Source organism: Faecalibacterium sp., assembly GCF_052358865.1.
GTDB classification, from domain to species: domain Bacteria; phylum Bacillota; class Clostridia; order Oscillospirales; family Ruminococcaceae; genus Faecalibacterium; species Faecalibacterium butyricigenerans.
In genome coordinates this window covers 1-22,153 of sequence record NZ_DAWCVJ010000011.1, presented here as the reverse complement: position 1 = coordinate 22,153, position 22,153 = coordinate 1, and the positions used below count along the sequence as shown (strand labels likewise).

The 22,153-nt window shown below is 61.1% G+C and carries 20 protein-coding genes and 2 tRNA genes; 10 read left to right on the top strand and 12 right to left on the bottom strand.

The annotated features are described in order from the left end of the window. The first annotated feature begins 36 nt into the window (after positions 1-36). On the top strand, positions 37-1,386 hold the full coding sequence (locus tag ACT8X9_RS03460) for an MATE family efflux transporter (RefSeq protein WP_444268142.1): 1,350 nt from the start codon (positions 37-39) through the stop codon (positions 1,384-1,386). Positions 1,387-1,432: 46 nt separating this feature from the next. On the opposite strand, the gene ACT8X9_RS03455 is transcribed toward ACT8X9_RS03460, so the two are convergent. Further along, positions 1,433-1,972: a histidine phosphatase family protein gene (locus ACT8X9_RS03455; RefSeq protein ID WP_227621701.1), complete on the bottom strand. Its 540-nt coding sequence runs from the start codon at positions 1,970-1,972 to the stop codon at positions 1,433-1,435. 9 nt (positions 1,973-1,981) lie between these two features. Then, positions 1,982-3,103: a ketopantoate reductase family protein gene (locus tag ACT8X9_RS03450; protein WP_227621702.1), complete on the bottom strand. Its 1,122-nt coding sequence runs from the start codon at positions 3,101-3,103 to the stop codon at positions 1,982-1,984. A gap of 146 nt (positions 3,104-3,249) precedes the next feature. Here ACT8X9_RS03450 and ACT8X9_RS03445 point away from each other — a divergent pair, with 146 nt between their 5' ends. The 3 genes from ACT8X9_RS03445 (at position 3,250) to ACT8X9_RS03435 (ending at position 6,946) form a co-directional block, all read left to right on the top strand. Beyond that, positions 3,250-4,170: a LysR family transcriptional regulator gene (locus tag ACT8X9_RS03445; protein ID WP_444268141.1), complete on the top strand. Its 921-nt coding sequence runs from the start codon at positions 3,250-3,252 to the stop codon at positions 4,168-4,170. Between the two features lie 339 nt (positions 4,171-4,509). Next, on the top strand, positions 4,510-6,015 hold the full coding sequence (locus ACT8X9_RS03440) for a carbon starvation CstA family protein (protein WP_444268140.1): 1,506 nt from the start codon (positions 4,510-4,512) through the stop codon (positions 6,013-6,015). Positions 6,016-6,286: 271 nt separating this feature from the next. Continuing rightward, a complete protein-coding gene (locus ACT8X9_RS03435) occupies positions 6,287-6,946 on the top strand; it encodes a phosphatase PAP2 family protein (protein ID WP_444268139.1) in 660 nt (219 codons plus the stop codon). Between the two features lie 161 nt (positions 6,947-7,107). Here the strand turns inward: ACT8X9_RS03435 and gluQRS are convergent, their stop codons facing one another. Further along, complete coding sequence (gluQRS, locus tag ACT8X9_RS03430) at positions 7,108-8,055, bottom strand: tRNA glutamyl-Q(34) synthetase GluQRS (RefSeq protein WP_227621834.1); 948 nt, start codon at positions 8,053-8,055, stop codon at positions 7,108-7,110. After that, a complete protein-coding gene (locus ACT8X9_RS03425) occupies positions 8,052-9,365 on the bottom strand; it encodes a M18 family aminopeptidase (protein WP_227621833.1) in 1,314 nt (437 codons plus the stop codon). The genes gluQRS and ACT8X9_RS03425 overlap by 4 nt, the downstream gene beginning before the upstream one ends. Positions 9,366-9,574: 209 nt before the next feature. On the opposite strand from ACT8X9_RS03425, the gene ACT8X9_RS03420 reads away from it, so the two are divergent. Further along, entirely contained in the window at positions 9,575-10,183 is a 609-nt protein-coding gene (locus ACT8X9_RS03420) for a hypothetical protein (protein WP_444268138.1), read from the top strand. Between the two features lie 66 nt (positions 10,184-10,249). Here ACT8X9_RS03420 and ACT8X9_RS03415 read toward each other — a convergent pair whose 3' ends face one another. The 3 genes from ACT8X9_RS03415 to ACT8X9_RS03405 form a co-directional block, all read right to left on the bottom strand. Then, entirely contained in the window at positions 10,250-11,374 is a 1,125-nt protein-coding gene (locus tag ACT8X9_RS03415) for a DUF362 domain-containing protein (RefSeq protein ID WP_444268137.1), read from the bottom strand. A gap of 154 nt (positions 11,375-11,528) precedes the next feature. Next, entirely contained in the window at positions 11,529-12,221 is a 693-nt protein-coding gene (locus ACT8X9_RS03410; RefSeq protein WP_444268136.1) for a hypothetical protein, read from the bottom strand. A 225-nt stretch (positions 12,222-12,446) separates the two neighbouring features. Then, positions 12,447-13,277, bottom strand: a complete 831-nt coding sequence (locus ACT8X9_RS03405; protein WP_444268135.1) for an undecaprenyl-diphosphate phosphatase — start codon at positions 13,275-13,277, stop codon at positions 12,447-12,449. 855 nt (positions 13,278-14,132) lie between these two features. Here ACT8X9_RS03405 and ACT8X9_RS03400 point away from each other — a divergent pair. Genes ACT8X9_RS03400 through ACT8X9_RS03380 form a run of 5 tightly spaced genes read left to right on the top strand, consistent with a single transcriptional unit; the run spans position 14,133 to position 17,730 of the window. Further along, the gene (locus ACT8X9_RS03400) at positions 14,133-14,546 is read left to right on the top strand and encodes a potassium channel family protein (RefSeq protein WP_444268134.1); all 414 of its coding nucleotides are present in this window, start codon (positions 14,133-14,135) and stop codon (positions 14,544-14,546) included. Between the two features lie 30 nt (positions 14,547-14,576). Beyond that, complete coding sequence (locus ACT8X9_RS03395; RefSeq protein ID WP_227621828.1) at positions 14,577-15,242, top strand: potassium channel family protein; 666 nt, start codon at positions 14,577-14,579, stop codon at positions 15,240-15,242. Beyond that, positions 15,239-15,670, top strand: coding sequence for a hypothetical protein (locus ACT8X9_RS03390; protein ID WP_444268133.1), 432 nt, complete (start codon positions 15,239-15,241; stop codon positions 15,668-15,670). The genes ACT8X9_RS03395 and ACT8X9_RS03390 overlap by 4 nt, the downstream gene beginning before the upstream one ends. Then, entirely contained in the window at positions 15,667-17,046 is a 1,380-nt protein-coding gene (locus ACT8X9_RS03385) for a PH domain-containing protein (RefSeq protein WP_444268132.1), read from the top strand. The genes ACT8X9_RS03390 and ACT8X9_RS03385 overlap by 4 nt, the downstream gene beginning before the upstream one ends. A gap of 21 nt (positions 17,047-17,067) precedes the next feature. After that, positions 17,068-17,730 (top strand): HAD family hydrolase, encoded by a 663-nt coding sequence (locus tag ACT8X9_RS03380; protein ID WP_444268131.1) that lies wholly within the window; start codon positions 17,068-17,070, stop codon positions 17,728-17,730. Positions 17,731-18,088: 358 nt separating this feature from the next. Here ACT8X9_RS03380 and ACT8X9_RS03375 read toward each other — a convergent pair. The 5 genes from ACT8X9_RS03375 to ACT8X9_RS03355 all read right to left on the bottom strand — a co-directional run bounded on the left by ACT8X9_RS03375 (position 18,089) and on the right by ACT8X9_RS03355 (position 21,728). Further along, positions 18,089-18,160: transfer RNA gene (locus ACT8X9_RS03375), tRNA-Glu, on the bottom strand. 91 nt (positions 18,161-18,251) lie between these two features. Further along, positions 18,252-18,328, bottom strand: a tRNA-Met gene (locus ACT8X9_RS03370). 184 nt (positions 18,329-18,512) lie between these two features. Further along, on the bottom strand, positions 18,513-19,841 hold the full coding sequence (gene serS, locus ACT8X9_RS03365; RefSeq protein WP_227621824.1) for a serine--tRNA ligase: 1,329 nt from the start codon (positions 19,839-19,841) through the stop codon (positions 18,513-18,515). A gap of 156 nt (positions 19,842-19,997) precedes the next feature. Beyond that, the gene (locus tag ACT8X9_RS03360) at positions 19,998-20,864 is read right to left on the bottom strand and encodes a ParB/RepB/Spo0J family partition protein (RefSeq protein WP_227621823.1); all 867 of its coding nucleotides are present in this window, start codon (positions 20,862-20,864) and stop codon (positions 19,998-20,000) included. Between the two features lie 18 nt (positions 20,865-20,882). Then, positions 20,883-21,728, bottom strand: a complete 846-nt coding sequence (locus tag ACT8X9_RS03355) for a ParA family protein (RefSeq protein ID WP_227621822.1) — start codon at positions 21,726-21,728, stop codon at positions 20,883-20,885. Positions 21,729-22,153 lie beyond the last annotated feature (425 nt).

Here is a 22,153-nt window from a genome sequence, read left to right as displayed (position 1 = left end):
CCGGCCTTTTTTGCATCTTGAGTCAAAGGAGTATCCATGTTAAAGCAGAAAATACAGTTATCCGACCATTTCAACTACAGCCGCCTTTTACGGTTCGTGCTGCCCTGTGTCGGCACCATGCTGTTCACCTCCATCTACGGCATCGTGGATGGCCTGTGCGTCTCGAACTTTGTGGGCAAGACGGCTTTTGCCGCCGTCAACCTCATCATGCCCGTGCCGATGCTGGTCGGCTCGGTGGGCTTCATGCTGGGCACCGGCGGCAGCGCCATCGTGGGCATCACGCTGGGCGAGGGCGACCGGGAAAAGGCCGACCGCTATTTCAGCCTCTTCGTCTGGACGGCCCTCCTCGCGGGCATCGTCCTCGCCGCTGTCGGTGTTCTCATCGTCCGCCCGGCGGCGGCGGCGCTGGGCGCAGAGGGCGAGATGCTGGACTACGCCGTCCGGTATGGCCGCCTCCTGATGGCCAGCCTGCCCACCTTTATTTTGCAGAATCTGTTCCAGAGCTTCTTCGTCACCGCCGAAAAGCCCCATCTGGGCTTCGCGTTCACGGTGGCGGCGGGCGGCACCAACATGGTGCTGGATGTCCTGCTGGTGGGTATGCTCCACGGCGGCGTGGAGGGCGCAGCCATCGCCACCTTCATCAGTCAGGCCGTGGGCGGCGTGCTGCCCCTGCTCTACTTCCTCAGCAGGCGCTCCACCTCCTCCATCCATCTGGGCCGCACCCAGTGGAACGGCGGCGTCATCCGCAGCGCCTGCATCAACGGCTCCTCGGAGCTGATGACCAACCTGTCCATGTCTCTGGTCAACATCCTCTACAACTACCAGCTCCTCCGCTTCGCGGGCGAAAACGGCGTGGCGGCCTATGGCGTCATCATGTACGCGGCCTTCCTCTTCGTGGCCGTCTTCGTGGGCTATGCCGTCGGCAGCGCCCCCATCGTCAGCTACCACTACGGCGCACGCAACCATGCCGAGCTGAACAACCTCTACTCCAAGAGCCTTCGCCTCATCGGCGTGGTGGCCGTCCTCATGACGGCCCTCTCCATGGTCCTCATCCCCTATGTGGCCCGCATCTTCGTGGGCTACGACGCCGAGCTGCTGGCGCTGACCAGCCACGCCTTCCGCGTCTACGCCCTGAACTTCTTCCTCATGGGCTTCAACGTCTACGGCTCCTCCTTCTTCACGGCGCTGGGTGACGGCGTGACCAGTGCGCTCATCTCCTTCCTGCGCACCCTGCTGTTCCAGCTGCTGGCCCTCATCCTCCTGCCCCTCGTGCTGGGCATCGAGGGCGTCTGGCTGGCCGTTACGGTGGCCGAGGCCGGTGCACTCTGCGTCACCGTGCTGATGTTCGTCCGGAAAGACAAAGTTTTCCACTACCGCAAGGCATAATGTTGAAAAGAAAGGCCGCCGGGAGCTTCCCGACGGCCTTTTGCTGTTATTCGAACCGATATTCCACCATCTCGCAGTTTTTGATGCCTGCGGCGGCGTAATCCTCGTTGGTCATGTCGTGGAAATAGGATTCCACCACCCGGGCGATGCCGTTATGGGCCACGAGAAGATAGGTCTTGTCCTCGTCCTGCCGCAGCTCGTCCAGCAGATTGTAGATGCGCTGGGCCAGCTGCATCATGCTCTCGCCGTCGCCGTAGCGGTCGGCGAAGTGGGTCTTGGAGATGCGGAACTCCGCGCCGTCCCGGGGTGTGCCCTCGTAGCGGCCGAAGCACTGTTCCCGCAGACGCGGCTCACAGCGGGCGGGCAGGCCGGTGGCCTCGGCCACGGCCTTTGCGGTGTCGGCGGCGCGGCTCAGGGGCGAGTAGAGGATCTCGTCGATACGGACGCCGCTCTCCCGGACCTTCCGGCCCAGCTCCCGGGCCTGCTGACGGCCCTTCTCGGTGAGGGGACTGTCGGTCATGCCGCAGATCTTATTCTCGACGTTCCAGACCGTCTCGCCGTGACGGGCGAAATAAATGTTGTGCATAGCATCTCCTTATTCCTTGTGGTATCCGGCCTCGATCTCCCGGATCTTCTCGTAGAAGAAATCATTGGCCGGGGTGGGCATCCCGTGCTTTTTCGCCAGACGGCGGACGACGCCCGCAAACTCCTCCACCTCGGTGGGACGCTGGGCGAGGACATCCTGCCGCATACTGGGCATCCCGTCGGGCTTGAAGGTGGGGGCCATAGACTCGAGGAAGGCCTTGTGGTTGTCGGCAGGCAGGTTGACTCCCTCCAGCACCGACAGGTCGATGACCTCCTGCATGGCCTCGAGCATCTTGTCGTAGGCCGGGCCGGGCTTGGTCAGGCCGCCGTAGGGCAGGTCGAAGGCTGCGGCGGCCTGATTCAGGCCGTCGTTGACCATCAGCTTGCTCCACTGTTTGAAAAGGATGTCGCTGCACGGCTCGCTGGCGATGCCGCAGGCGGTGAGGTACTCATCCACGGCCCTGACGCGGTCGGTCATCTCGCCGTTCTTCTCGCCGAACTGGATGCGGCCCGGCGCGCCAAAGGTCAGGCTGCGGCCCACACGGGTGGCGTCCATGCCGATGGCGACGCTCCACAGACAGTGTCCCGGGTAGACGGCCTCAATGTCCTCTTCGCTGGTGATGCCGTTGAGGACGCTGAGGATGATGGTATCCGGGCCGATGAACTTTTTCATGTCCCGGATGGCCTGTTCCAGCACAGTGGCCTTGACGGCCACCAGAAGGAGGTCCACCGGCTGGCCCTGCTCGGGGGTGACGTAGTCAAAATGGCACTCCTCGCCGTTGCAGACCACCGGCTGGGCCGAGTAGCGGGCGATGCGCCCGGCGTCCGCAATGACCTTCACGCCGGGCATCTTCCGGCCAAAAAGAATGCCCAGTGCACCCAGACCGATGAGGGCTGAAGTCTCGATCTTTTTCATGCTGTTCCTCTCCTTTTTCAGTTCCATGCCGTCCCAGAGCACCCGGTCTCCCTCGCCGATGCCCTGCCGTATCAGCGCGGCGTCGGGGCAGGACAGGGTCTTCCGGGTGCCGTCCGCCGCCTCCACCGTCACATCACAGCAGACCTCGGCCCCTTCGGGCAGCTCCTCGCAGCCATACATCTGTTCTTCGATGCGCAGAACGCGGCAGCGCTCCATCTGCTCCACCTCCTGCCCCGCTCCTGCGCGGGGCGTTTTCCTTTATTATAAGCCGGGCGGTCCGGCCCGTCAACCACAGCTTGACACGTCTGCCGCCGGGCTGATAAAATAGAGGGGAATCTGCGTTGACAGGGGGAGGAAGGGCTTTGAACATCACGGAACTGCGTTATCTCGTTGCGATCAAGAAATGGGGGTCGGTGAGCGCTGCGGCAAAGCAGCTCTACGCCGCCCAGCCCAACGTCAGCAAGGCGCTGAAGAATCTGGAAGAGGAGTACGGCCTGCGCATCTTCGAGCGCTCCTCCACCGGCATGATCCCCACTGAGCAGGGACGTCGGTTCATCGAGCAGGCCGCGCGGGTGCTGGAAGAGGTGGACCGCCTCACCGAGGACGCCCACCACGCCCGGGAGCGCTGCGCCGAGCTGCGGGTGATGATCCCCCACGCCACCTACGCCTCCTATGCGGCGGTGGATTTCCTGAAGGAGGCCGCCGGGGCCGACCAGCTCCGCATCCACATCCGGGAAGGCGGCTCGATGGAGGCGCTGGACTTCGTGCTGCGCCGGGGCTATCATCTGGCGCTGCTGCGGTATGCCGCCGAGGACGACGACCACTACACCCACTACTGTGCCCGCCGAGGCCTCAAGATGGAGCCGGTGATGGAGTTCGAGTACCGCCTGCTCACCAACCGGGACGGCCCGCTGGCCAGACACGAGGTGAAAGACCTCGCCGAGCTGAACCATTATATGGAGATCATGCACGACGACTTCCAGCTGCCCGGCGAGGACGGCGGCGACGGCGTGCGCTGGCACGTCAACGACATCCGCCGCATCCATGTCTACGAGCGGTGCAGCCAGTTCTCCATCCTGCAGCAGCTGCCCTCGGCCTATATGTGGGCCTCTCCCATGCCCCAGCGGGCGCTGGACCAGTTCCATCTGGTGCTGCGGAAGTGCCCCGCCCAGCGTCAGGTCATGCGGGACGTGCTGGTCTACCCCGACCACGGCGCACTCCGCCCCGAAGAGCAGACTTTTATCGACCTGCTCCACCGGGAAGCCGCCCTCACGGTAAAATAAGCCCGCCGCTTTCGGCAGAAAAGCCACGAAAAGAGGCAAGAAAGCGGGTTTCCCTGTCACTCTGCACAAAAAAGAGCCGAAATTTTCGGCGATATGCCTCCCGCATCTTCCCGGGAGCGTTTCAAAGAGAAGCGCCCTTCATTTTTTCTCTTATCTGCGTTAAAATATGGCACATTGCCTCACAAACAAGGTGATGTGCCATATATTTTTTGATATACAGCCCATACCAGAAGCATATTATCCATTTTATGAAGAATGTGTTAACATAAAGCCAAGGATGATTTTGGCAGCTGGCAGAATGGGGCCAGCTTGCAGAAAATCAAAAAGGAGGTTTCTGGTATGATTAGTTTCTTACTCTGTTTAGCGATCCTGATCGGCGGCTACTTCGTCTACGGCAAGATCGTTGACAACACGTTCGGACCCGATGACCGTGAAACTCCTGCTGTCCGCATCAACGACGGCGTTGACTACGTCGTGATGCCTCAGTGGAAGCTGTTTCTGGTCCAGCTGCTGAACATCGCGGGCCTCGGCCCCATCTTCGGCGCACTGCAGGGTGCTCTGTGGGGTCCTGTGGTGTTCCTGTGGATCACCTTTGGTACCATCTTTGCCGGTGGTGTGCACGACTACTTCTCCGGCATGATGAGCGAGCGCAATGACGGCGGCTCTATCGCAGAGATCACCGGCAAGTACCTCGGCCCTGTGATGCAGAACATCATGCGTGTGTTCTCCGTCGTGCTGCTGATCATGGTCGGTACCGTGTTCGCAGTCGGCCCTGCCGGCCTGATCGTGACCCTGTGCAAGAACAGCGGTATGTCCGGCGTTCTGACCACCACCCTGTTCTGGCTGGTCATCATTCTGGTCTACTACTTCATTGCGACCTTCATCTCCATCGACGCCATCATCGGTAAGATCTACCCCGTCTTCGGCATCTGCCTGATCATCATGGCTGTCGGCGTTATCTTCGGCATCTTCACCAACCCCGCTTACACCATCCCCGAGATCTGGGAGCACTTCGGCAGCATGCATCCCTCCGGAACTCCGATCTGGAGCTTCATGTTCATTACCGTTGCCTGCGGCGCTATCTCCGGTTTCCACTCCACCCAGTCGCCTCTGATGGCTCGCTGCATGAAGAGTGAGAAGCAGGGCCACTTCGTCTTCTACGGCGCAATGGTCTGCGAGGGCATCATCGCTCTGATCTGGGCCGCAGCTGGCTGCTCTCTGTACGAGATCACCGGCGGCCTGAACACCGGTCTGGCAGCTGCTCTGGCTGAGGGCCAGTCCGCCGCCATCTACGACGTCTGCTCCAAGACCATGGGCGGCGTGGGCATCGCGCTGGCTATGATCGGCGTCGTCATCTGCCCCGTCACCTCTGGCGATACTGCATTCCGTTCCGCTCGTCTGACTCTGGCCGACTGGTTCAAGATCGATCAGGACAGCTACGCAAACCGCCTGAAGCTCTGCGTGCCCGTTCTGGGCGTCGGCGCTTTCCTCGGCATCGGCAATGCACTGGGCTTCATCAACTACACCGTTATCTGGCGCTACTTCAGCTGGACCAACCAGACTCTGGCTATGATCGTCCTGTGGGCTGCTTCCATGTACCTCTTCCAGGAGAAGAAGAACTACTGGATCACCGCTGTTCCCGCTACCTTCATGAGCGCAGTCTCCTCTACTTACTTCGTTCTGGCTCCTGAGTGCCTCGGCAGCATCCTCAACAGCAAGACCGCTGAGGGCGCTACCATCTACAACACCGCTGTTGCGTATCCCTTCGGCGTCATCTTCGCCGTCGCAATGCTGGCCATCTTCCTGCACGCGACCAAGAAGAATACCCAGAAGAAGGCTGCATAACAGCCCGGCGTACTCGTCTGAGTTTCGCCGCCGTCTGAGTGTACCCATTCCGGACGGCACTGCTTGAATTTCAAGCGGCAAGCCGCTGCCAGCTGGCAGCGGCTTGTTTTTTGTTTGTGGGCCAGAAACAGCCGACCATATGCACAATTTTTCGCAGCGTGTTTTAGTAAGATTGTCAGATTTTTGTCTTGTTTTCTTCCTGCTCAGGGCGTATAATGCTATGCTGCCGGGGTAAGTCCGAAACGTGTGCCCCAAAAAGGAAGTGTTATCGATGCGCAGCTGGTTTGCACGCCATCCTGTCTCTTTCATGGCTCTTTATACGGTATTTTATCTGACCGCATTCCACTGGCTTGAGGTAAACATCACCGTCCCCGCCATCTGGGTGCACTGTCAGCTGGACGATGTCATCCCCTTCTGCAAATACGCCATCGTCCCTTATTTTGCTTGGTTTGCGTGGATTCCCTTCACCCTGTTCTATCTGCTGCTGCGGGGCGACCGCAGCGACTTCTGGCGGGTCTGCCTGTGCCTGTTCGCCGGCATGACCATCGCCCTGAGCTGCTACGTCCTGCTGCCCACGGGGCTTGCCCTGCGGCCCTACCGGGTGTATGGCAGCGACATCTTCGCTCGTCTGGTGCGGATGCTCTACGCCGTTGACAGCTCCAAGAACGTCTGTCCCTCCATCCACGTCTTCAACTCGGTGACTCTGATGATCGGCTACCGCCGCAGCCGCTGCTTCGACGAGCCGCGCCGCCGCTGGATGCGGCCTGCCGCCAATGTGCTGGGCGTCGCCATCATCCTGTCCACCATGCTGCTCAAGCAGCACAGCTGCATCGACGTGGCGCTGGGCGCAGCGCTGGCCTTTGCGCTGGACGCCGCCGCCACGACCCTCGAGCGTTCGGGAGAGATGCACCGCATTCCGCAGCGGCTCTGAGCCGTTGTTGACCCTCAGGTTTCTTTGGGAGAGACCTGAGGGTCTTTTTGTATCCTCAAGTTTTCTGCGCGCTGGTGGCGCGCGAAGCCGTTCATAAGAAAACTCACGTATACAAAAATACCCCCAATACTGGGTGTCCCAGTATCAGGGGTACCTATCAATTATTCAAACAGCCCCTCTGGCAGGCAGATGTCCGCCTTCGGCACTTTCTCCCACGAGAAGTCCTTGATGAGGCTTTCCGGCGTCCGGGGTGCAGGCTCTTCCTGCAAGCCGTAGGCATAGGCCAGACGGCCCACGATGTCCTCGGCTGTATAGCGGGCGCGGAGGTTCTCAAGGCTCTGGTCGCCGTCCCGCTTCGACAGCCGCCGCCCGTCCGAAGCCAGCAGCAGCGGACAATGGGCAAAATGCGGCGCAGGCAGGCCCAGCAACCGGTAAAGATAGAGTTGCCGCGCCGTGGAGGAGAGCAGGTCAGCTCCCCGCACCACCTCGGTGACACCCATCCGGGCGTCGTCCACCACGACGGCCAGCTGGTAAGCAAACACGCCGTCGGCACGACGGAGGTAGAAGTCGCCGCAGTCGTGCAGGAGATTCTCGGTGTGAACGCCCATACAGCCGTCGGTGAAGGTGACATCCTCGTCCGGAACCATGAGACGGTAGGCCGGAGCCTTCTTTTTCCGCTTCTCAGCGATTTCCGCCGCTGTCAGCCCCCGGCAGGTGCCGGGGTAGATGACATTGCCGTCCGAGGTGTGGGGCGCGCTGGCTGCATGGAGCTGGCTGCGGGAGCAGAAGCAGGGGTAGACGAGGCCCATGGCCTCGAGCTTCCGGTAGCTCTCGGCGTAGATGCCGCTGCACTCGCTCTGGTAATAGGGCGGGTGCGGCCCGCCCCGGCTGCCGCCCTCGTCCCAGACAAGGCCCAGCCATGCGAGGTCCTCTTCCAGCTGGTCGGCGTACCTGCGGGGGCAGCGCTCTGCGTCCAAGTCCTCGATGCGGAGGACGATACGCCCGCCCTGACGCTTCGCGCTCAGCCATGCAAGGAGGCTGCACGCCAGATTCCCCAGATGCAGCCGCCCGCTGGGGCTGGGAGCGAACCGCCCTACTGCTGCGCTCACAGGCCCAGCTTCCACTCCCCGTCCTTCGGCTGGAAGATGGGGGTGTTATAATACTCTGCCACGGCCTTTGCCATGTACTCGGCGTCGGCGCAGCTGGCCGTCTCCATGGCGGAGTGCATGGCCAGCTGGCCCAGACCGATGTCCACCATCGGCATCAGGATCTGGTGGCCCAGCAGATTGCCCAGCGTGGAGCCGCCCGGCACGTCGGCGCGGTTGGCGAACACCTGCACCGGAACCCCAGCCTTCTTGCAGATGGCCGTGAAGGCTGCACCGGTGAAGCCGCTGGTGGTGTAGGTCTGGCGGGCGTTATACTTCAGCAGGACGCCGCCGCCCATGACGACGGGGTTGGCGGGGTCGCTCTTTTCGGGGTGGTTGGGATGGGTGGCGTGGCCGTTGTCGGCGCTGAGCACCAGAGCGTTGGTGCGGGCACGGATGCTCTGCTCCCGGCTGACGCCCATGCTCTCCTCGATGCGGGCCAGCACATCGGCCATGAGGGTGCCCTGAGCGCCCTGACGGCTGGACGAGCCGACCTCCTCGTTGTCGAACATCACCCAGATGTCGCCGCGGCCCTCTTCCTCGCCACGGCCCTGCAAAAAGCCCCACAGGGTGGTGTAAGCGCACTCGAGGTCATCGATGCGGCCGGACATGAAATACTCGCCGTTCAGGCCCATGCGGACGGCTTTTTCGCGGGTGGCGAGGACGAGGTCGGCGTCGAGGATGTCCTCGGCCTTCACGCCGGCTTCCTCCGCCAGAACGTCCTTCAGGCTGCCGCCCTTGCCGCCGAAGATGGGCTGCAGATCCACCTGCGGGTTGTACTTCATGCCGTTGTTGAGGTCGCGGCTGAAGTGGATGCAGAGGTTGGGGATGCAGGCCAGCGCGCGGTCGGGGCAGACCAGACGGCTCTCGATGCCGCTCCCGGTGCGCACCAGCAGGCGGCCCGCCACCGTCAGGGGACGGTCAAACCAGGAAGGCATGATCATGCCGCCGTAGCCCTCGACCTCTGCCTTGGCAAAGACTCCGTCCTCGGTATGGAACTGCTTGATGCGCCAAGTAGGCGAGTCACTGTGGCTGGCAGCGGCGTGCCAGCCGGTCAGCTCCCCCTTCGGCATCCGCCACGCCAGCACGGCAGAGCCGTTGCGGGTGGTGTAATACTTGCCGCCGGGGGCCAGCTCCCATGCGGCGCTCTCAGGGCAGTTCACATAGCCCTCAGCCTCCAGAATGGCCGCAGCGGCCGCCGTGGAGTGGAAGGCGCTGACGCCTGCGTCCAGAAAACGGAAAAGCTCTTCCATCGAAAAAGCTGCATTCTTCATAGTTATTTCTCCTTGATATTTTGACGATTCATGTATCCTTTATTATAGCCCTCCGGGCAGGAAAGGTCAATCCGGCCCCGCCGCGCCGGGGCAATAAATTTGTTCGTCCCAAGGCCGATTGACAACCGCGCGGCAGAACAGTATACTAGTCTCAGAGAGATATTTTCCCCGGCCCCGCGCCGGGCGCAGATAGAAGGAGGTCCTCCCTTATGACTCAAAAGCGTATCCTTTCGCTCCTTGTGAGCGCAGCTTTGCTCTGCGGCCTGCTGGCAGGCTGCTCCGACACCAGCGATGACGCCTCCCACGCAAGCTCCTCGGCGTCCAGCCCGTCGTCGTCCAGCGCCAGCAGCGAGAGCGCACCCAGCAGCACCGTGCAGGCCGACACCTCCGGGCTGTTCAACAAGGACTTCGACGAAAACTCCCTGTTCAGCGTGGACGGCACCGCAGCCGCCTTTGCGCCTAGCCTCGGCTGGGGGCCGGGCGTGTCCGGCTGCTCCCTCAAGAGCGTGCAGGCCGCAGCCACCCTGCTGGTCTGGGCCGACGAGGCCAACCTCTCCGCCCGCACCGACGCGGCCATTGAGGACGCCTACACCCAGTGGTACGACAACCTCTCCGGCATCGAGCAGGAGGGCTTTGCCGAGGCATGGCCCATGATAAAAGAGGATGCCGCCGCCCTGCTGGAAGATAAGGACGCCATGGCAGGCCGTCTCGACGATGTGGGCCTCGAGGCCGATAAGTTGACTTTCTCTGAGAAGGACTGGAACGCCCTCGAAGAGGTCGTAGACCCCCTCGTACCGGAGGCAAAGGGCGAGTATTAAGACGAACAAAAAGGCCGGACGCCTTTCCGCTTTTGTGCGGGAGGCGTCCGGCCTTTGGTTTAAGGCTCAGACCTTCTTGAGGGTGTAGGCACGGGTGCCCATGCCGACTTTCTCAGCCTGCTCGAGGGTGGCTTTCCACTCGATGTTGGGGTTGGAATCCTTGAAGTTGTCGTGGTGGCAGTTCCAGCCCGGGGTGGCGAGGTTCTGGCCCAGCTGGCTGTTGGGCAGCGGAGCGGCATTCAGGCAGGCATCGGCACAGGCCTGATCGAGGGCCACCGGGTCGAAGGACGCGAACATCCCGATGTCCGGCAGGATGGGAGCGTCGTTCTCGACGTGGCAGTCACAGTTGGGGCTGATGTCCTGCACGAGGCTGATGTGGAAGGTGGGGCGGCCATCGCAGACGGCAGCGGCATACTCGGCCATCTTGCGGTCGAGCATCTCGTTGGCACTGTCGCACAGAGCGTAGATGGCGTCGAAGTTGCAGGCGCCGATGCAGCGGCCGCAGCCCTTGCACTTGTCCTGATCGATGACGGCCTTGTTCTTCTCGTTGTAGCGGATGGCGTCCGAGCCGCACTCCTTGGCGCAGCGGTGGCAGCCGCGGCAGAGGTCTTCCTGTACGGCCGGGTGGCCGGAGGCGTGCTGCTCCATCTTACCCGCGCGGGAGCCGCAGCCCATGCCGATGTTCTTGATGGCACCGCCGAAGCCGGTGGACTCGTGGCCCTTGAAGTGGCTCAGGCTGATGAAGATGTCGGCATCCATGATGGCGCGGCCGATCTTTGCGGTCTTGCAGTATTCGCCGTTGGGCACAGGCACTTCGACCTCATCGGTGCCCCGCAGGCCGTCGGCGATGAGGACCTGACAGCCGGTGGTCATGGGCCAGAAGCCGTTGAGCTGGGCGCAGGTGAGGTGCTCGAGGGCGTTCTTGCGGCTGCCCGGATACAGGGTGTTGCAGTCGGTCAAAAAGGGCATACCGCCCTGCTCCTTGCACAGGTCGGCGACTACCTTAGCATAGTTGGGGCGCAGATAGGCCAGATTGCCCAGCTCGCCGAAATGCATCTTGATGGCAACGAACTTGCCCTCCATATCGATGTTCTTGATGCCTGCCGCGATGCACAGCCGGCGCAGCTTTTCGGTGAGGCTGGTGCCCACAGGGCAGCGGAAATCGGTATAGTAGACGGTCGATGCTTCCATCGGTTTTTCCTCCCATTCTCTTTTGACATTCTCAGGTGCGCGACGCACCTTCGCCGCGCTTATACTCTCTGAAAATATTATAGCACGCCGGGAGAGTGGGCGCAAGAAAAGCCCCTCGCCGGGGCGAGGGGCTTTGAGGGCATTATTCTGTCAATCACTTAAGGGTGTTTGAATCAACCGCATCGTCCGGAAGTTTAAACAAGCTGTCCGGCACATCGGTATTGCGGAAATTTTTGATAAGAATTACCTGAGGCTGCTTGCCCTTTTCAGTCTCCACCATTGCAACGATTTTCATTCCGTCAAAGCAATATGTCGTTGTATCGCCATCTTCGTCGGTAATGCTCTCTGCATAGTAGTTCTTGCCCGCAACCGGATAAGTGCCGACCTCGACCTCAGTATTCTCATCATAGTCATCCATGAATCCATTATTGCCGCCCTCGTCCGGAGCCAGCAGATACATCTTGTAAACGGGAACCGTCAGCTTCTTACCATCTTCATCCACATAATTATAATAGGGATAGTCGGGATATTCAATGTCATATTTTTTGTTATCTTTCTGAATCATGCCCATCCAATGAGAGTTGCCCACATACATATTCAGGCTCATTGCATTATTTTTGACTGCCATTTTCACAGTTCTCGTAATACCGGACGCGCTCTGCTCCATTTCCAAATATAACTGCTTCGTGCTCGCTACCTGAGTCTCCATCTGAGCCATTCGGCTATCTTTATACGCAATTTTCTTCACGGTGACGCCACCGCCACCGCCGCCGCCAGAGCACGCCGTGAGCATTGCCAGAGCCATCACAGCCGCTGCTGCGGCTGCCACGATTTTCTTGAGTTTCATTTTTTGTTCCTCCCATCTTGATTTGGCGGCATCTTTTTCCGGACGTCCGCCTTGTGGCTCTACTATATCCCCCCCTGTAATAGATTGTCAACCCTGTTTTTTATTTTTGGCATAATCACAAAAAGTCAGCCTTTTTTCTTATTTATTATTTCGCCCAAAAGGCCGTAGAATGGCGCAAGAAAAGCCCCTCGCCGGGGCGAGGGGCTTTGAGAGGATCATAAGCTGTTACATCATAGCAGACACCGCAGCCACGGCCAGCACCACGAGGCCGAGAACGATGCGATAGATGCCGAAGAAGGTGAAGTTATGGCGCTTGACGTAGCCCATCAGGAAGCGGATGGCCGCAAGGCTGACCACGAAGGCCACCACGCAGCCCACCGCCAGAACGGCGATCTCGGTGCCGGTGATGGCGACACCGGAGAGGGCGAACTTGAGCACCTTGAGCAGGGAGGCTCCCGCCATGACCGGGATGGCAAGGTAGAAGGTGAACTCTGCCACACAGGCGCGGGAGAGGCCCAGCAGCAGGCCGCCCACGATGGTCGCACCCGAGCGGGAGGTGCCGGGGATGATGGCCAGCATCTGCCAGATGCCGACGATGAGGGCGTCGCGGTATGTGATCTGCTCCAGACGGGTCACACGGGGCTGGATGCAGCGGCTCTCCACCAGAAGGAAGAGGACACCATAGAGAATCAGCATCGCGGCCACGGTGATGTAATTGTAGAAGCGGACTTCCATCCAGTCGTCCAGCGGGCTGATGACCAGCACCGGCAGGGTGGCGACGACCACCTTGAACCAGAGCTGCCAGACGCTGGGCTTCGAGATGACGCGGCCATGCCGCAGGCCGAAGGGCCACAGCTTGCCCCAGAACAGCACCACCACCGCAAGGATGGCACCCAGCTGGATGACCACCCGGAACATGGACATGAACTCCTCGCTGGCGTTGAACTTCACCACCTGCTCCAGCAGGATCATATGGCCCGTGGACGAGATGGGCAGCCACTCGGTGATGCCCTCCACGATGCCCATCAAAATCGCTTTGATGATCTCAAGAAACATATACGCACTCCTCCTGCCGCACGCCGGGCGCACGGGCTTTTGTGATTCTTTTCGTCATACGGCTTCAGTATACCATATTCCGGCCCGCTCTGCACTAGAAAGCTGAATTTTTGCCTTCGGTTCCCCTACCGCTTTTCTATTTATCTGCGGGGGAAAATATGCTATACTGAGATATAGATTTCAGGGGGATGGTTCTCGCGCTGGTAGCGCGGGACAGAGCGCTCTTGCAGTAGGGCTGGCTTTTTCTTTAAGTGAGCGTACGCGCCTGTGCGCGGGGCAGAGCGCTTTTTCATTAAGGCTAAGTTCTCTTTTGCATGCCAAAAGAGAACCAGAAAAGCACCCGCTACTTTCGAGGCGCGGGAGGCACGAGAAAGGGGCTGCTCGCCCCTTTCAGACCCCGAAGGAGTTGTCGAAACGGAAAAAAGCTAGCCGCTTCGCTAAACGCTTTTTTCTCGTTTCTCCGATTTGCTGCTTCGCAGCTGGTGTTACGCCCTCGCAGGGCGTGAAGTTCAGCAGAGACGTGAAATCTTCGGCGGAGCCGTAAATGGGAGAAGCACAAAAAATGCGTTTAGCGAAGCGGCTAGCATTTTTGTGCTTCGACTTCTTCTTTGGAATTGTTAAGGGCGAGCAGCCCTTAACTCGTTGCGGGGAGAGTGGAGTCCAGAGGTAGGGAGGGGGGAGTCGAAACACCCCTCCCTGCCTCTGGCCCGCGCGGAGCGCAAGCCATTTGACCGAAAGAAAAAACATCCCCCGCGCTACCAGCGCGAGAACCATTTCTGGTTCTCTTTTGGCGCGCGAACCCGTCCCCCATTTTTCTCTTTTACCGTATGCAATTCTATAGAGTGAGGTAATCCTATGAACATTCTAGTGATCGGCTGCGACCAGGTGGGCGCAGCACTGGTGCGGGACTTGGAGCGCATCGGCCATGACATCTCCATCATCGAAAAGGACTCCGAGCAGCTCAAGCGGCTGGACGGCTTCGATGACTATACGTTCAGCGGCAATGCCCTTGTGGGCGACCCCACCGACCCCGACGTGCTACGTCAGGGCGGCATCGAGAACTGCGACGCGGTGGCCGCTGTCAGCGAGGACGATTCTCTCAACCTCATGGCCTCGCAGATTGCCAAGAGCCTCTTCCAGCGGGAAAAGGTCATCTGCCGCGTCTCTGACCCTCATCTTCAGGTGCTCTACCACAAGGCCTATGAGCTGGACACCATCTGCCCCACCGTCCTCACCGAGCAGGCTGTGTTCCGTTCTCTGTCCAAATAACTGATACTTTCCGTATAATGAGGTAATATTATGAAAGTTTGTATTGCAGGTGGCGGGCGTGTGGGCCGTTATCTGGCCCAAAGCCTGCTGGCCAACCGCCACAGCGTCGTCATCATTGAGCCGGTGGAGAGCCAGTGCCGGATGCTGGCCGATATGCTGGACATCCCGGTCATCTGCGGCGACTCCATCAGCGTGGACACTCTGCGCACCGCCGACACGGCCAGCTGCGACGCCTTTGTGGCCGTGACCGGCTCCGACGAGGACAATCTCGTGGCCTGCCAGATCGCCAAGCGGGAGTTCGGCGTGAACCGCACCGTGGCCCGTGCCTCCAACCCCAAGAACCGCGAGCTGCTCCACACCCTCGGCGTGGACACCGTGGTCTGCGGCACCGACAACCTGAGCCATATCCTCGAACGGGAGATCGAGACGGACACCATCCGCCAGCTCCTCTCGCTGGGCGGCGGCACCGCCAGCCTGAACGAGATCTTGCTGCCGGAGAGCTTTATCTACGCGGGCAAGGCCATCATGGACATCCCCATCCCGGGCGACACCATTCTGGTCAGCATCACCCGCGACACCGAGTTCATCATCCCCCACGGCAGCACCGTCCTGCTGCCGTGGGACCACATTCTCTGCCTGACCCGGGACGACAGCCTCCATCAGCTCACCGAGGCATGGGGCCTCAGCGGCAAGTGACCGAGCAGGAGCTGCGGCGCACCGCCGTCATCATCCCGCCCTCCGGCCGGGCCGTCCTCTGCGTCTGGGCGGCGGTGCCGGGGCTGTTTGCTGCGCCCTTCGTGTTCTGGCAGAGCCTCGCCGCCGGGGCGGGCTTCTGCCTGCTCTGGGCCGCCCTCCTCTACTGCCTCTGGGCGCGGGCCTGCAGCTTTGCCGCCGTGCTGGGGGCGCGGACGGTGACGGTCTATTCCGGCGCAGCGATCCCCCTGCGGCAGGTCCTGCCCCGCCGGGCCGTTACCAGCGTCCGGCTCCTCCGCACGCCCCTGATGCGGCTGGGCGGCGTCTCGCTGCTCATCGTGGCCGCCCCGGGCGCAAAGCTCATCCTGCCCGCCATCCCGGCCCAGCAGGCCGGACTTCTGGCCCACATTCTGGCGGAGGAGGCACCATGACCCGAAAGCGGCATTATCACCCTCTCGCAGCCCTCCGCTTCCTGCGCAAGACGGTCCTCCTCTGTCTGCTGCCACTGGCAAACGCCCTGCTGGAATTCAGCCTGAGCGCTCTGCTGACCGCTCTGCGGCAGGACGCCGCGCTGTTGCTCTTCCTCTGCGGGGCAAGCTGGGTGCTGCTGGAGGCAAGCAGCTGGGCGCTGGACGACGCGGGGGTGCTCCGGCTGCGGTGGGCCTTCGCCGCCAAGCAGGAGCGCATCCTGCGGGGCGAGGCGCTGGCCGCGCTGACCATCGAGCGGCCCCTGCTGTTCCGGCTGATGGGGGCCAGCCGGGTGGTTCTCTACCCGGTGGGCCAGCCTGCCAAGCGGGCCGTCACCCTTTACCTGTACAAGGAGGACGCACAAGAGCTGGCTGACCGCCTCATGCCCATCTGTGACCCGGTCTGTCACCGGCCCGCAGGCGGCGAGCGGGCGGCGATGGTGCTTCTGGGGGCCAACGTCCTGTCTACGCTGGCCCTCCTCTATCTGGCTATCCGGCAGAGCCGCCCCTTTCCCCTCACGGCGGAAGCTTTGGCCCTCTCCCGGCTGAACGTCCTTGTCCGGTTCGCGGCTCACTGGCTGCCCGCCGGTGCGGCGTGGATGCTGGTGCTGGCCGGGACGCTCTTCGGGGCCAGCCTCGGGCGCAGCTTCGCCCAGACCATCCATTACACGGTCTGGCACACCGCCGACCAGCTGGGGAGCCGAGGCGGCTGGCTGTCCCGGTTCGAGTTCCGGGTGCGGAGCCGCGAGGTGAGCTATGCGGACGTCCGATTCTCCCCCACCGCCCGGCTGATGAAGCGGTGGCCGGTGTTTGTGGTGGCGGGCAGCTGCCGCCCGGAACTTCCTCTTTTTGTCTACCGCTCCGGGCAGGAAGCACTGTTCCGGGAGCTTCTGCCCGAGTTCCGGATGCCGCCGGACATCCGGCCCAGTCTCGCTCACCGCAGCGCCGTCTTCTTCGCGCCTGCCGGCATCCCCTTCGGGCTGTGTCTGCTGCTGGTGCTGGTCTCCCGCACCGTCCTGCCCGCCCTCACGGTGACGCTGCTCATCCCGACGGCAGTGTCTGCAATCTTTCTGGCCGGCGGGCTGATGGGCTGGCTGCGGGAGGGCATCTGGCTGCGGGAGGGCCGCTTCACTCTGCGGCGGCAGAAGGGCGTTTATCTCCACTGCATCTGTGTGCTCCACCCGGATGTCTGCCTGCGCACCCTCCAATCACCGTGGGCGGCCCGTTACCAGCGGCTTACCCTGACGCTGGCTCTGCCCGGGCAGGTGCGGCTCAAGGTGCGCAGCATCCCCGTGCAGGACGCCGAACCCTGTCTTGCCGCAGTGGAGCAGGAAACATAAAGCAAAGGAAGTCTGATTCTCATGATAAAAACCATCCTTTTCGACCTCGATGGCACCCTTCTGAACACCATCGACGACCTCGCCGACGCCGCCAACTGGGTCTGTACCCAGCACGGCTGGCCCACCTTTCCGGTGGAGACCTACAAGCATTTTGTCGGCAACGGCATCCCCAAGCTGGTGGAGCGCTTTTCCCCCGCGGAGGCCCGGACGCCGGAGCGGCTGGCCGCGACGCTGGCCGAGTTCTCGGCCCGGTACGACGCCCACAAGGCGGATAAGACCGCCCCTTACCCCGGCATCCCCGAGCTTCTGGCCGCGCTGAAGGCCGAGGGAATCCAGACCGCCGTCTTTTCCAACAAAGCGGACGCTTTTTGTGGAAAGATCATCGAGCACTACTTCGGCCCGGGCAGCTTTTCGCTGGTGCGGGGCAGCCGTCCCGGTGTGCCCACCAAGCCCGACCCGGCCGGTGTCTACTCCCTGATGGCAGACCTCGGCGCAGCGCCGGAGAGCACCCTCTTCGTGGGCGACAGCGATGTGGACATCCTCACCGGGCACAATGCCGGTCTGCCCGCTCTGGGCGTTCTCTGGGGCTTCCGAGGCGAGGCGGAGCTTACCGCTGCCGGTGCGGACGCGCTGGCCGCGAAGCCGGAGGATATTCTGGCCTATCTGCGCTGCGAAAAACACTGAAAAATCGGATTGCTTACGGCGCTGCGCGCCGCCGCCCTGTACCGGGTTGTGGCTCCCAGCATCCGCTTCGTGTCTTGGACGGCACTCGCGTCTTGCTGGCCACGGCCCCAACAATGACTCCCTGTTTCTGCCGCTGGCAGCGGTCGTCATTGTTGCGATTCCCGTACGGGTCTAACAAAAAACGCCCTTGCGCCCAGACAGCAGCAACCACGGTAGACATTCCTGACTCGTGGGACCCGCGGGCTAAGCAACAGCCCACTGGGCTGATTGCTTACGGCGCTGCGCGCCGCCGCCCTGTTCGATTCCCGTACGGGTCTAACAAAAAACGCCTTTGCGCAGATGCGCAAAGGCGTTTTTATGACCCGTACGGGAATCGAACCCATGTTACAGCCGTGAAAGGGCCGTGTCTTAACCGCTTGACCAACGGGCCTTATAAATACAGAGCTTCGCTAAAACCTCCGACTTCCATCATCCACTATTGCGGACGACCGTCCCCCTTATCTTAGCGAAACTCTGTAATGTGGTAGCGGTAACTGGATTTGAACCGGTGACACTTCGGGTATGAACCGAATGCTCTAGCCAACTGAGCTATACCGCCATATTTATTTGTTGCACTTGAACAGTGCTTTATTATTATATCCAACATCCCCCGTTTTGTCAACAGCTTTTTCGAAAAAATCCGAAAATTTTTCTTCTCCCCCGCCTGCACGCAAAAACTCCCGCCATCCGGCGGGGATGGCGGGAGTTTTCAACGCTTTATGCAAGTCCTGTGGAAAACAGGCTTACTTCTTATGGACGGGAACCATGACCTCGAGACCGCCCATGTAGGGCTGCAGCACCTTGGGGATGGTGACGCTGCCGTCGGCCTGCAGATGGTTCTCGAGGAATGCGATGAGCATACGCGGAGGAGCCACGCAGGTGTTGTTCAGGGTGTGGGCCAGATAGGTCTTGCCGTCCTTGCCCTTGACGCGGATGTGCAGGCGGCGTGCCTGTGCATCGCCCAGATTGGAGCAGGAGCAGACCTCGAAATACTTCTGCTGACGGGGACTCCAAGCCTCGATGTCGCAGCTCTTGACCTTCAGGTCGGCGAGGTCGCCGGAGCAGCAGTTCAGCTGACGGACGGGGATCTCCATATTGCGGAACAGCTCGACGGAGTTCTTCCAGAGCTTCTCATACCAGTCGGCGCTCTCCTCGGGGCGGCAGACGACGATCATCTCCTGCTTCTCGAACTGGTGGATGCGGTAGATGCCGCGCTCCTCAATGCCGTGTGCGCCCTTCTCCTTGCGGAAGCAGGGGCTGTAGGAGGTCAGGGTCAGGGGCAGAGTGGCCTCGTCCAGAGTCTCATCGATGAAGCGGCCGATCATGGTGTGCTCGCTGGTGCCGATGAGGTAGAGGTCTTCGCCCTCGATTTTATACATCATAGCGTCCATTTCCGGGAAAGACATGACGCCCTGCACCACGTTGCCGTGCATCATGAAGGGAGGGATGACATAGGTGAAGCCCTTGTCGATCATGAAGTCACGGGCATAGGCCAGAACAGCCTCGTGCAGGCGGGCGATGTTGCCCAGCAGGTAGTAGAAGCCATTGCCGGCCACGCGGCCTGCGGCGTCCATATCGATGCCGTCGAAGCTCTCCATGATCTCGGTGTGGTACGGGATGGGGAAATCGGGCACGACAGGCTCACCGAAGCGCTGTGCCTCGACGTTGTAGGTGTCGTCCGGGCCGATGGGCACGCTGGGGTCGATCATCTGGGGGATGGTGTACATGATCTCCTGAATGCGTGCGGAGAGCTTGGCCTCCTCGGCTTCCAGCTCTGCCATCTTGTCGGCGTCTGCCTTGACGGCGGCGTTGTTGGCGTCGATCTGGGCCTGCAGCTCCGCCTTCTTGGCCTCGTCGTCGCACTTCTTCAGCTGGCCGAACAGGGGGCCGTTGGCCTTGCTCAGCTTGTTGCGGGCGGCCTTGAGGGCTTCCACTTCCTTCAGGCACTCGCGGTACTTGGCGTCCTTCTCGATGACCTCGTCAACGAGGGGGAGCTTTGCATCCTGAAACTTCTTCTTGATGTTTTCCTTGACCGCATCCGGGTTGTCGCGGACAAATTTGATGTCAAGCATGATAACTCTCCTTATACTCTATTGCTTGCACAGGGAGCGTTCTCCGCTGTGCCGTTCAAAGGCGGTGTTCCCCGCCTTGGTACGCTAAATTCACTATCTTGAGCGGCTGCTGCGCTCAACCTCTCCGGCACGGCTTCGCCGAAGGCTCTGAGAGACTTACTCCACGCTGTACTGCCCCAGCAGATTGGCGAACGCCTTCAGCTGGTCGTCTGAATAGAAATGGACGGTGAGCTTGCCCTTGCCGTCGTGGTAGGCCACACGGACTTCGCTGCCAAGTGCCTGCTTGAGGCTTTCTTCCACTTCCACCGGCAGGGCGCTGGGCAGCGGCGGGGCCGCAGGCTCTTTCGCGGGCTTGGCCAGCTTTTTGCAGAGGGCCTCAGCCTGACGGACATTCAGCTGGTTGTCTGCGATCATCTGGGCCGCTTCCGCCTGAAGCTCCGGCGTCGGCAGACCCAAGACCACCTTTGCGTGGCCGATGGTGATGAAGCCGCTTTTCAGCAGTTCGAGCACCGAGTCCGGCAGAGTCAGCAGACGCAGGATGTTGGCCAACGCACTGCGGCTCTTGCCCAGCTTGCGGGCGGCCTGCTCCTGCGTCAGGCCGCAGCGGTCCATCAGCTCGCGGATGCCCGCCGCCTCTTCCACCGGGTCGAGGTCTTCGCGCTGGAGGTTCTCCACCAGCGCCAGCTCCATCGCCTGCTCGTCGGTCACATCCTTGACGATGACCGGCACCTCAGTGAGTCCCGCCATCCGGCTGGCACGCCAGCGGCGCTCACCGGCTACGATGAGGTAGCCGCCGGAGGCCCGGGGCCGCACCGCGATGGGCTGCAGCAAACCATGCTCCGCGATGCTGGCCGAAAGCTCTGCCAGCGTCTCGTCGTCGAAGGTCTTGCGGGGCTGGCCGGGGTCCGGCTCGATCTCCCGCAGGGGTAACGTCTCGATCCTGGTATCGGACTCAAAGCTGGGGGCCGCGTCCTCAAACAGACTTTCCAGCCCCCGGCCCAGTCCTCCTCTTCCTTTTGCCATTGGTCTCCTCTCTCCCCCTTAGCCTTCCGTCTTTCCGTCGGTCAGCCCCATCGTCTCGACGGGGGCAGCGGCTTTCCGGCGGCGCTTGGGCGCGGCCTCGGCGGGACGGTTTCGCTTCACGAACTCGATGGCGAGATCCATATAGGCCTCGCTGCCCTTGCCCTTCGGCTCATAGAAGTTGATGGGCTGGCCGTAGCTGGGGGCCTCCGAGACGCGGATGCTGCGGGGAATGGTGGTCTGATAGACCTTGTTTCCAAAATACTTCTTGACCTGCTCCACCACCTGAAGGGTCAGGTTGTAGCGGACTGCGAACATGGTGAACACCACGCCCTCGATGTCCAGATAGGCGTTGTACTTTTTGCGGACCGTCTTGAGGGTGCTGACCAGCTCCGACAGGCCCTCCAGCGCGTAATACTCGCACTGCACCGGGATGAGGATGCTGTCGCAGGCGCACAGGCCGTTCAGCGTCAGCAGGTCGAGGCTCGGCGGGCAGTCGATAAAGATGAAGTCGTAGTCCTGCTGGATGGAGGCCAGCGCCTTCCGCAGGCGGCTTTCGCGGCCCGGCAGATCGATCATCTCAAGGCTTGCACCCGCGAGGCGGGTGTTGGAGCCGATGACATCGGTGCGGAACTCCGTCTTGCGGACAGCCTGCCGCGCGTCGGCCTCGCCGATGAGGATCTCATAAGTACCAATGTCCACGCTGCGCTTGGAGATACCATAGCCGGTGGTGGTGTTGCCCTGCGGGTCGAGGTCCACGATGAGCACCTTTTTGCCCAGCGCCGCCACGCAGGACGAGAGGTTGACGGCCGTGGTGGTCTTGCCCACGCCGCCCTTCTGGTTTGCAACAGCAACGATTTTTGCCACGTTACTTGCTTCCTTCCGGGAAAAAGATTTGTTCCACATGGAACATTTCGAGGACGAAGCCCTCCGTTTTCCCCTCCGTGGGCCTCTCATACAGCCTAGTATAGCACATCAGCGCGGCTTTTTGAACTGGTTCTTTATAATTTTACCGTAGGAAATGCAGATTCAGCATTTATTTTTTGCATTCTTTGAGGTTGAAAATTGATTTTCAGCAATAAAGCTGCGGCGTAGGGGCAGAGCGTTGTTGCAGTAGAGCTTGTTTTTCTTTAAGCAGGTTCTCGCGATGGTGGCGCGGATTAAATTGCTCTTGCAGTAAGGCTTGGTTTCCTTATGAACGGCTTTGCGCGCCTGTGCGTGGGGTAGAGGGCTTTTGCATTAAGGCTAATGTTCTCTTTTGCGTGCCAAAAGAGAACCAGAAAAGCACCCGC

Excerpts from the sequence above, each read along its gene's own strand:
- ACT8X9_RS03460 (WP_444268142.1), top strand. The coding sequence starts at position 37 with ATGTTAAAGCAGAAAATACAGTTATCCGACCATTTCAACTACAGCCGC.
- ACT8X9_RS03455 (WP_227621701.1), bottom strand. The coding sequence starts at position 1,972 with ATGCACAACATTTATTTCGCCCGTCACGGCGAGACGGTCTGGAACGTC.
- ACT8X9_RS03450 (WP_227621702.1), bottom strand. The coding sequence starts at position 3,103 with ATGGAGCGCTGCCGCGTTCTGCGCATCGAAGAACAGATGTATGGCTGC.
- ACT8X9_RS03440 (WP_444268140.1), top strand. The coding sequence starts at position 4,510 with ATGATTAGTTTCTTACTCTGTTTAGCGATCCTGATCGGCGGCTACTTC.
- ACT8X9_RS03435 (WP_444268139.1), top strand. The coding sequence starts at position 6,287 with ATGCGCAGCTGGTTTGCACGCCATCCTGTCTCTTTCATGGCTCTTTAT.
- ACT8X9_RS03425 (WP_227621833.1), bottom strand. The coding sequence starts at position 9,365 with ATGAAGAATGCAGCTTTTTCGATGGAAGAGCTTTTCCGTTTTCTGGAC.
- ACT8X9_RS03420 (WP_444268138.1), top strand. The coding sequence starts at position 9,575 with ATGACTCAAAAGCGTATCCTTTCGCTCCTTGTGAGCGCAGCTTTGCTC.
- ACT8X9_RS03415 (WP_444268137.1), bottom strand. The coding sequence starts at position 11,374 with ATGGAAGCATCGACCGTCTACTATACCGATTTCCGCTGCCCTGTGGGC.
- ACT8X9_RS03410 (WP_444268136.1), bottom strand. The coding sequence starts at position 12,221 with ATGAAACTCAAGAAAATCGTGGCAGCCGCAGCAGCGGCTGTGATGGCT.
- ACT8X9_RS03405 (WP_444268135.1), bottom strand. The coding sequence starts at position 13,277 with ATGTTTCTTGAGATCATCAAAGCGATTTTGATGGGCATCGTGGAGGGC.
- ACT8X9_RS03400 (WP_444268134.1), top strand. The coding sequence starts at position 14,133 with ATGAACATTCTAGTGATCGGCTGCGACCAGGTGGGCGCAGCACTGGTG.
- ACT8X9_RS03395 (WP_227621828.1), top strand. The coding sequence starts at position 14,577 with ATGAAAGTTTGTATTGCAGGTGGCGGGCGTGTGGGCCGTTATCTGGCC.
- ACT8X9_RS03385 (WP_444268132.1), top strand. The coding sequence starts at position 15,667 with ATGACCCGAAAGCGGCATTATCACCCTCTCGCAGCCCTCCGCTTCCTG.
- ACT8X9_RS03380 (WP_444268131.1), top strand. The coding sequence starts at position 17,068 with ATGATAAAAACCATCCTTTTCGACCTCGATGGCACCCTTCTGAACACC.
- serS (WP_227621824.1), bottom strand. The coding sequence starts at position 19,841 with ATGCTTGACATCAAATTTGTCCGCGACAACCCGGATGCGGTCAAGGAA.
- ACT8X9_RS03360 (WP_227621823.1), bottom strand. The coding sequence starts at position 20,864 with ATGGCAAAAGGAAGAGGAGGACTGGGCCGGGGGCTGGAAAGTCTGTTT.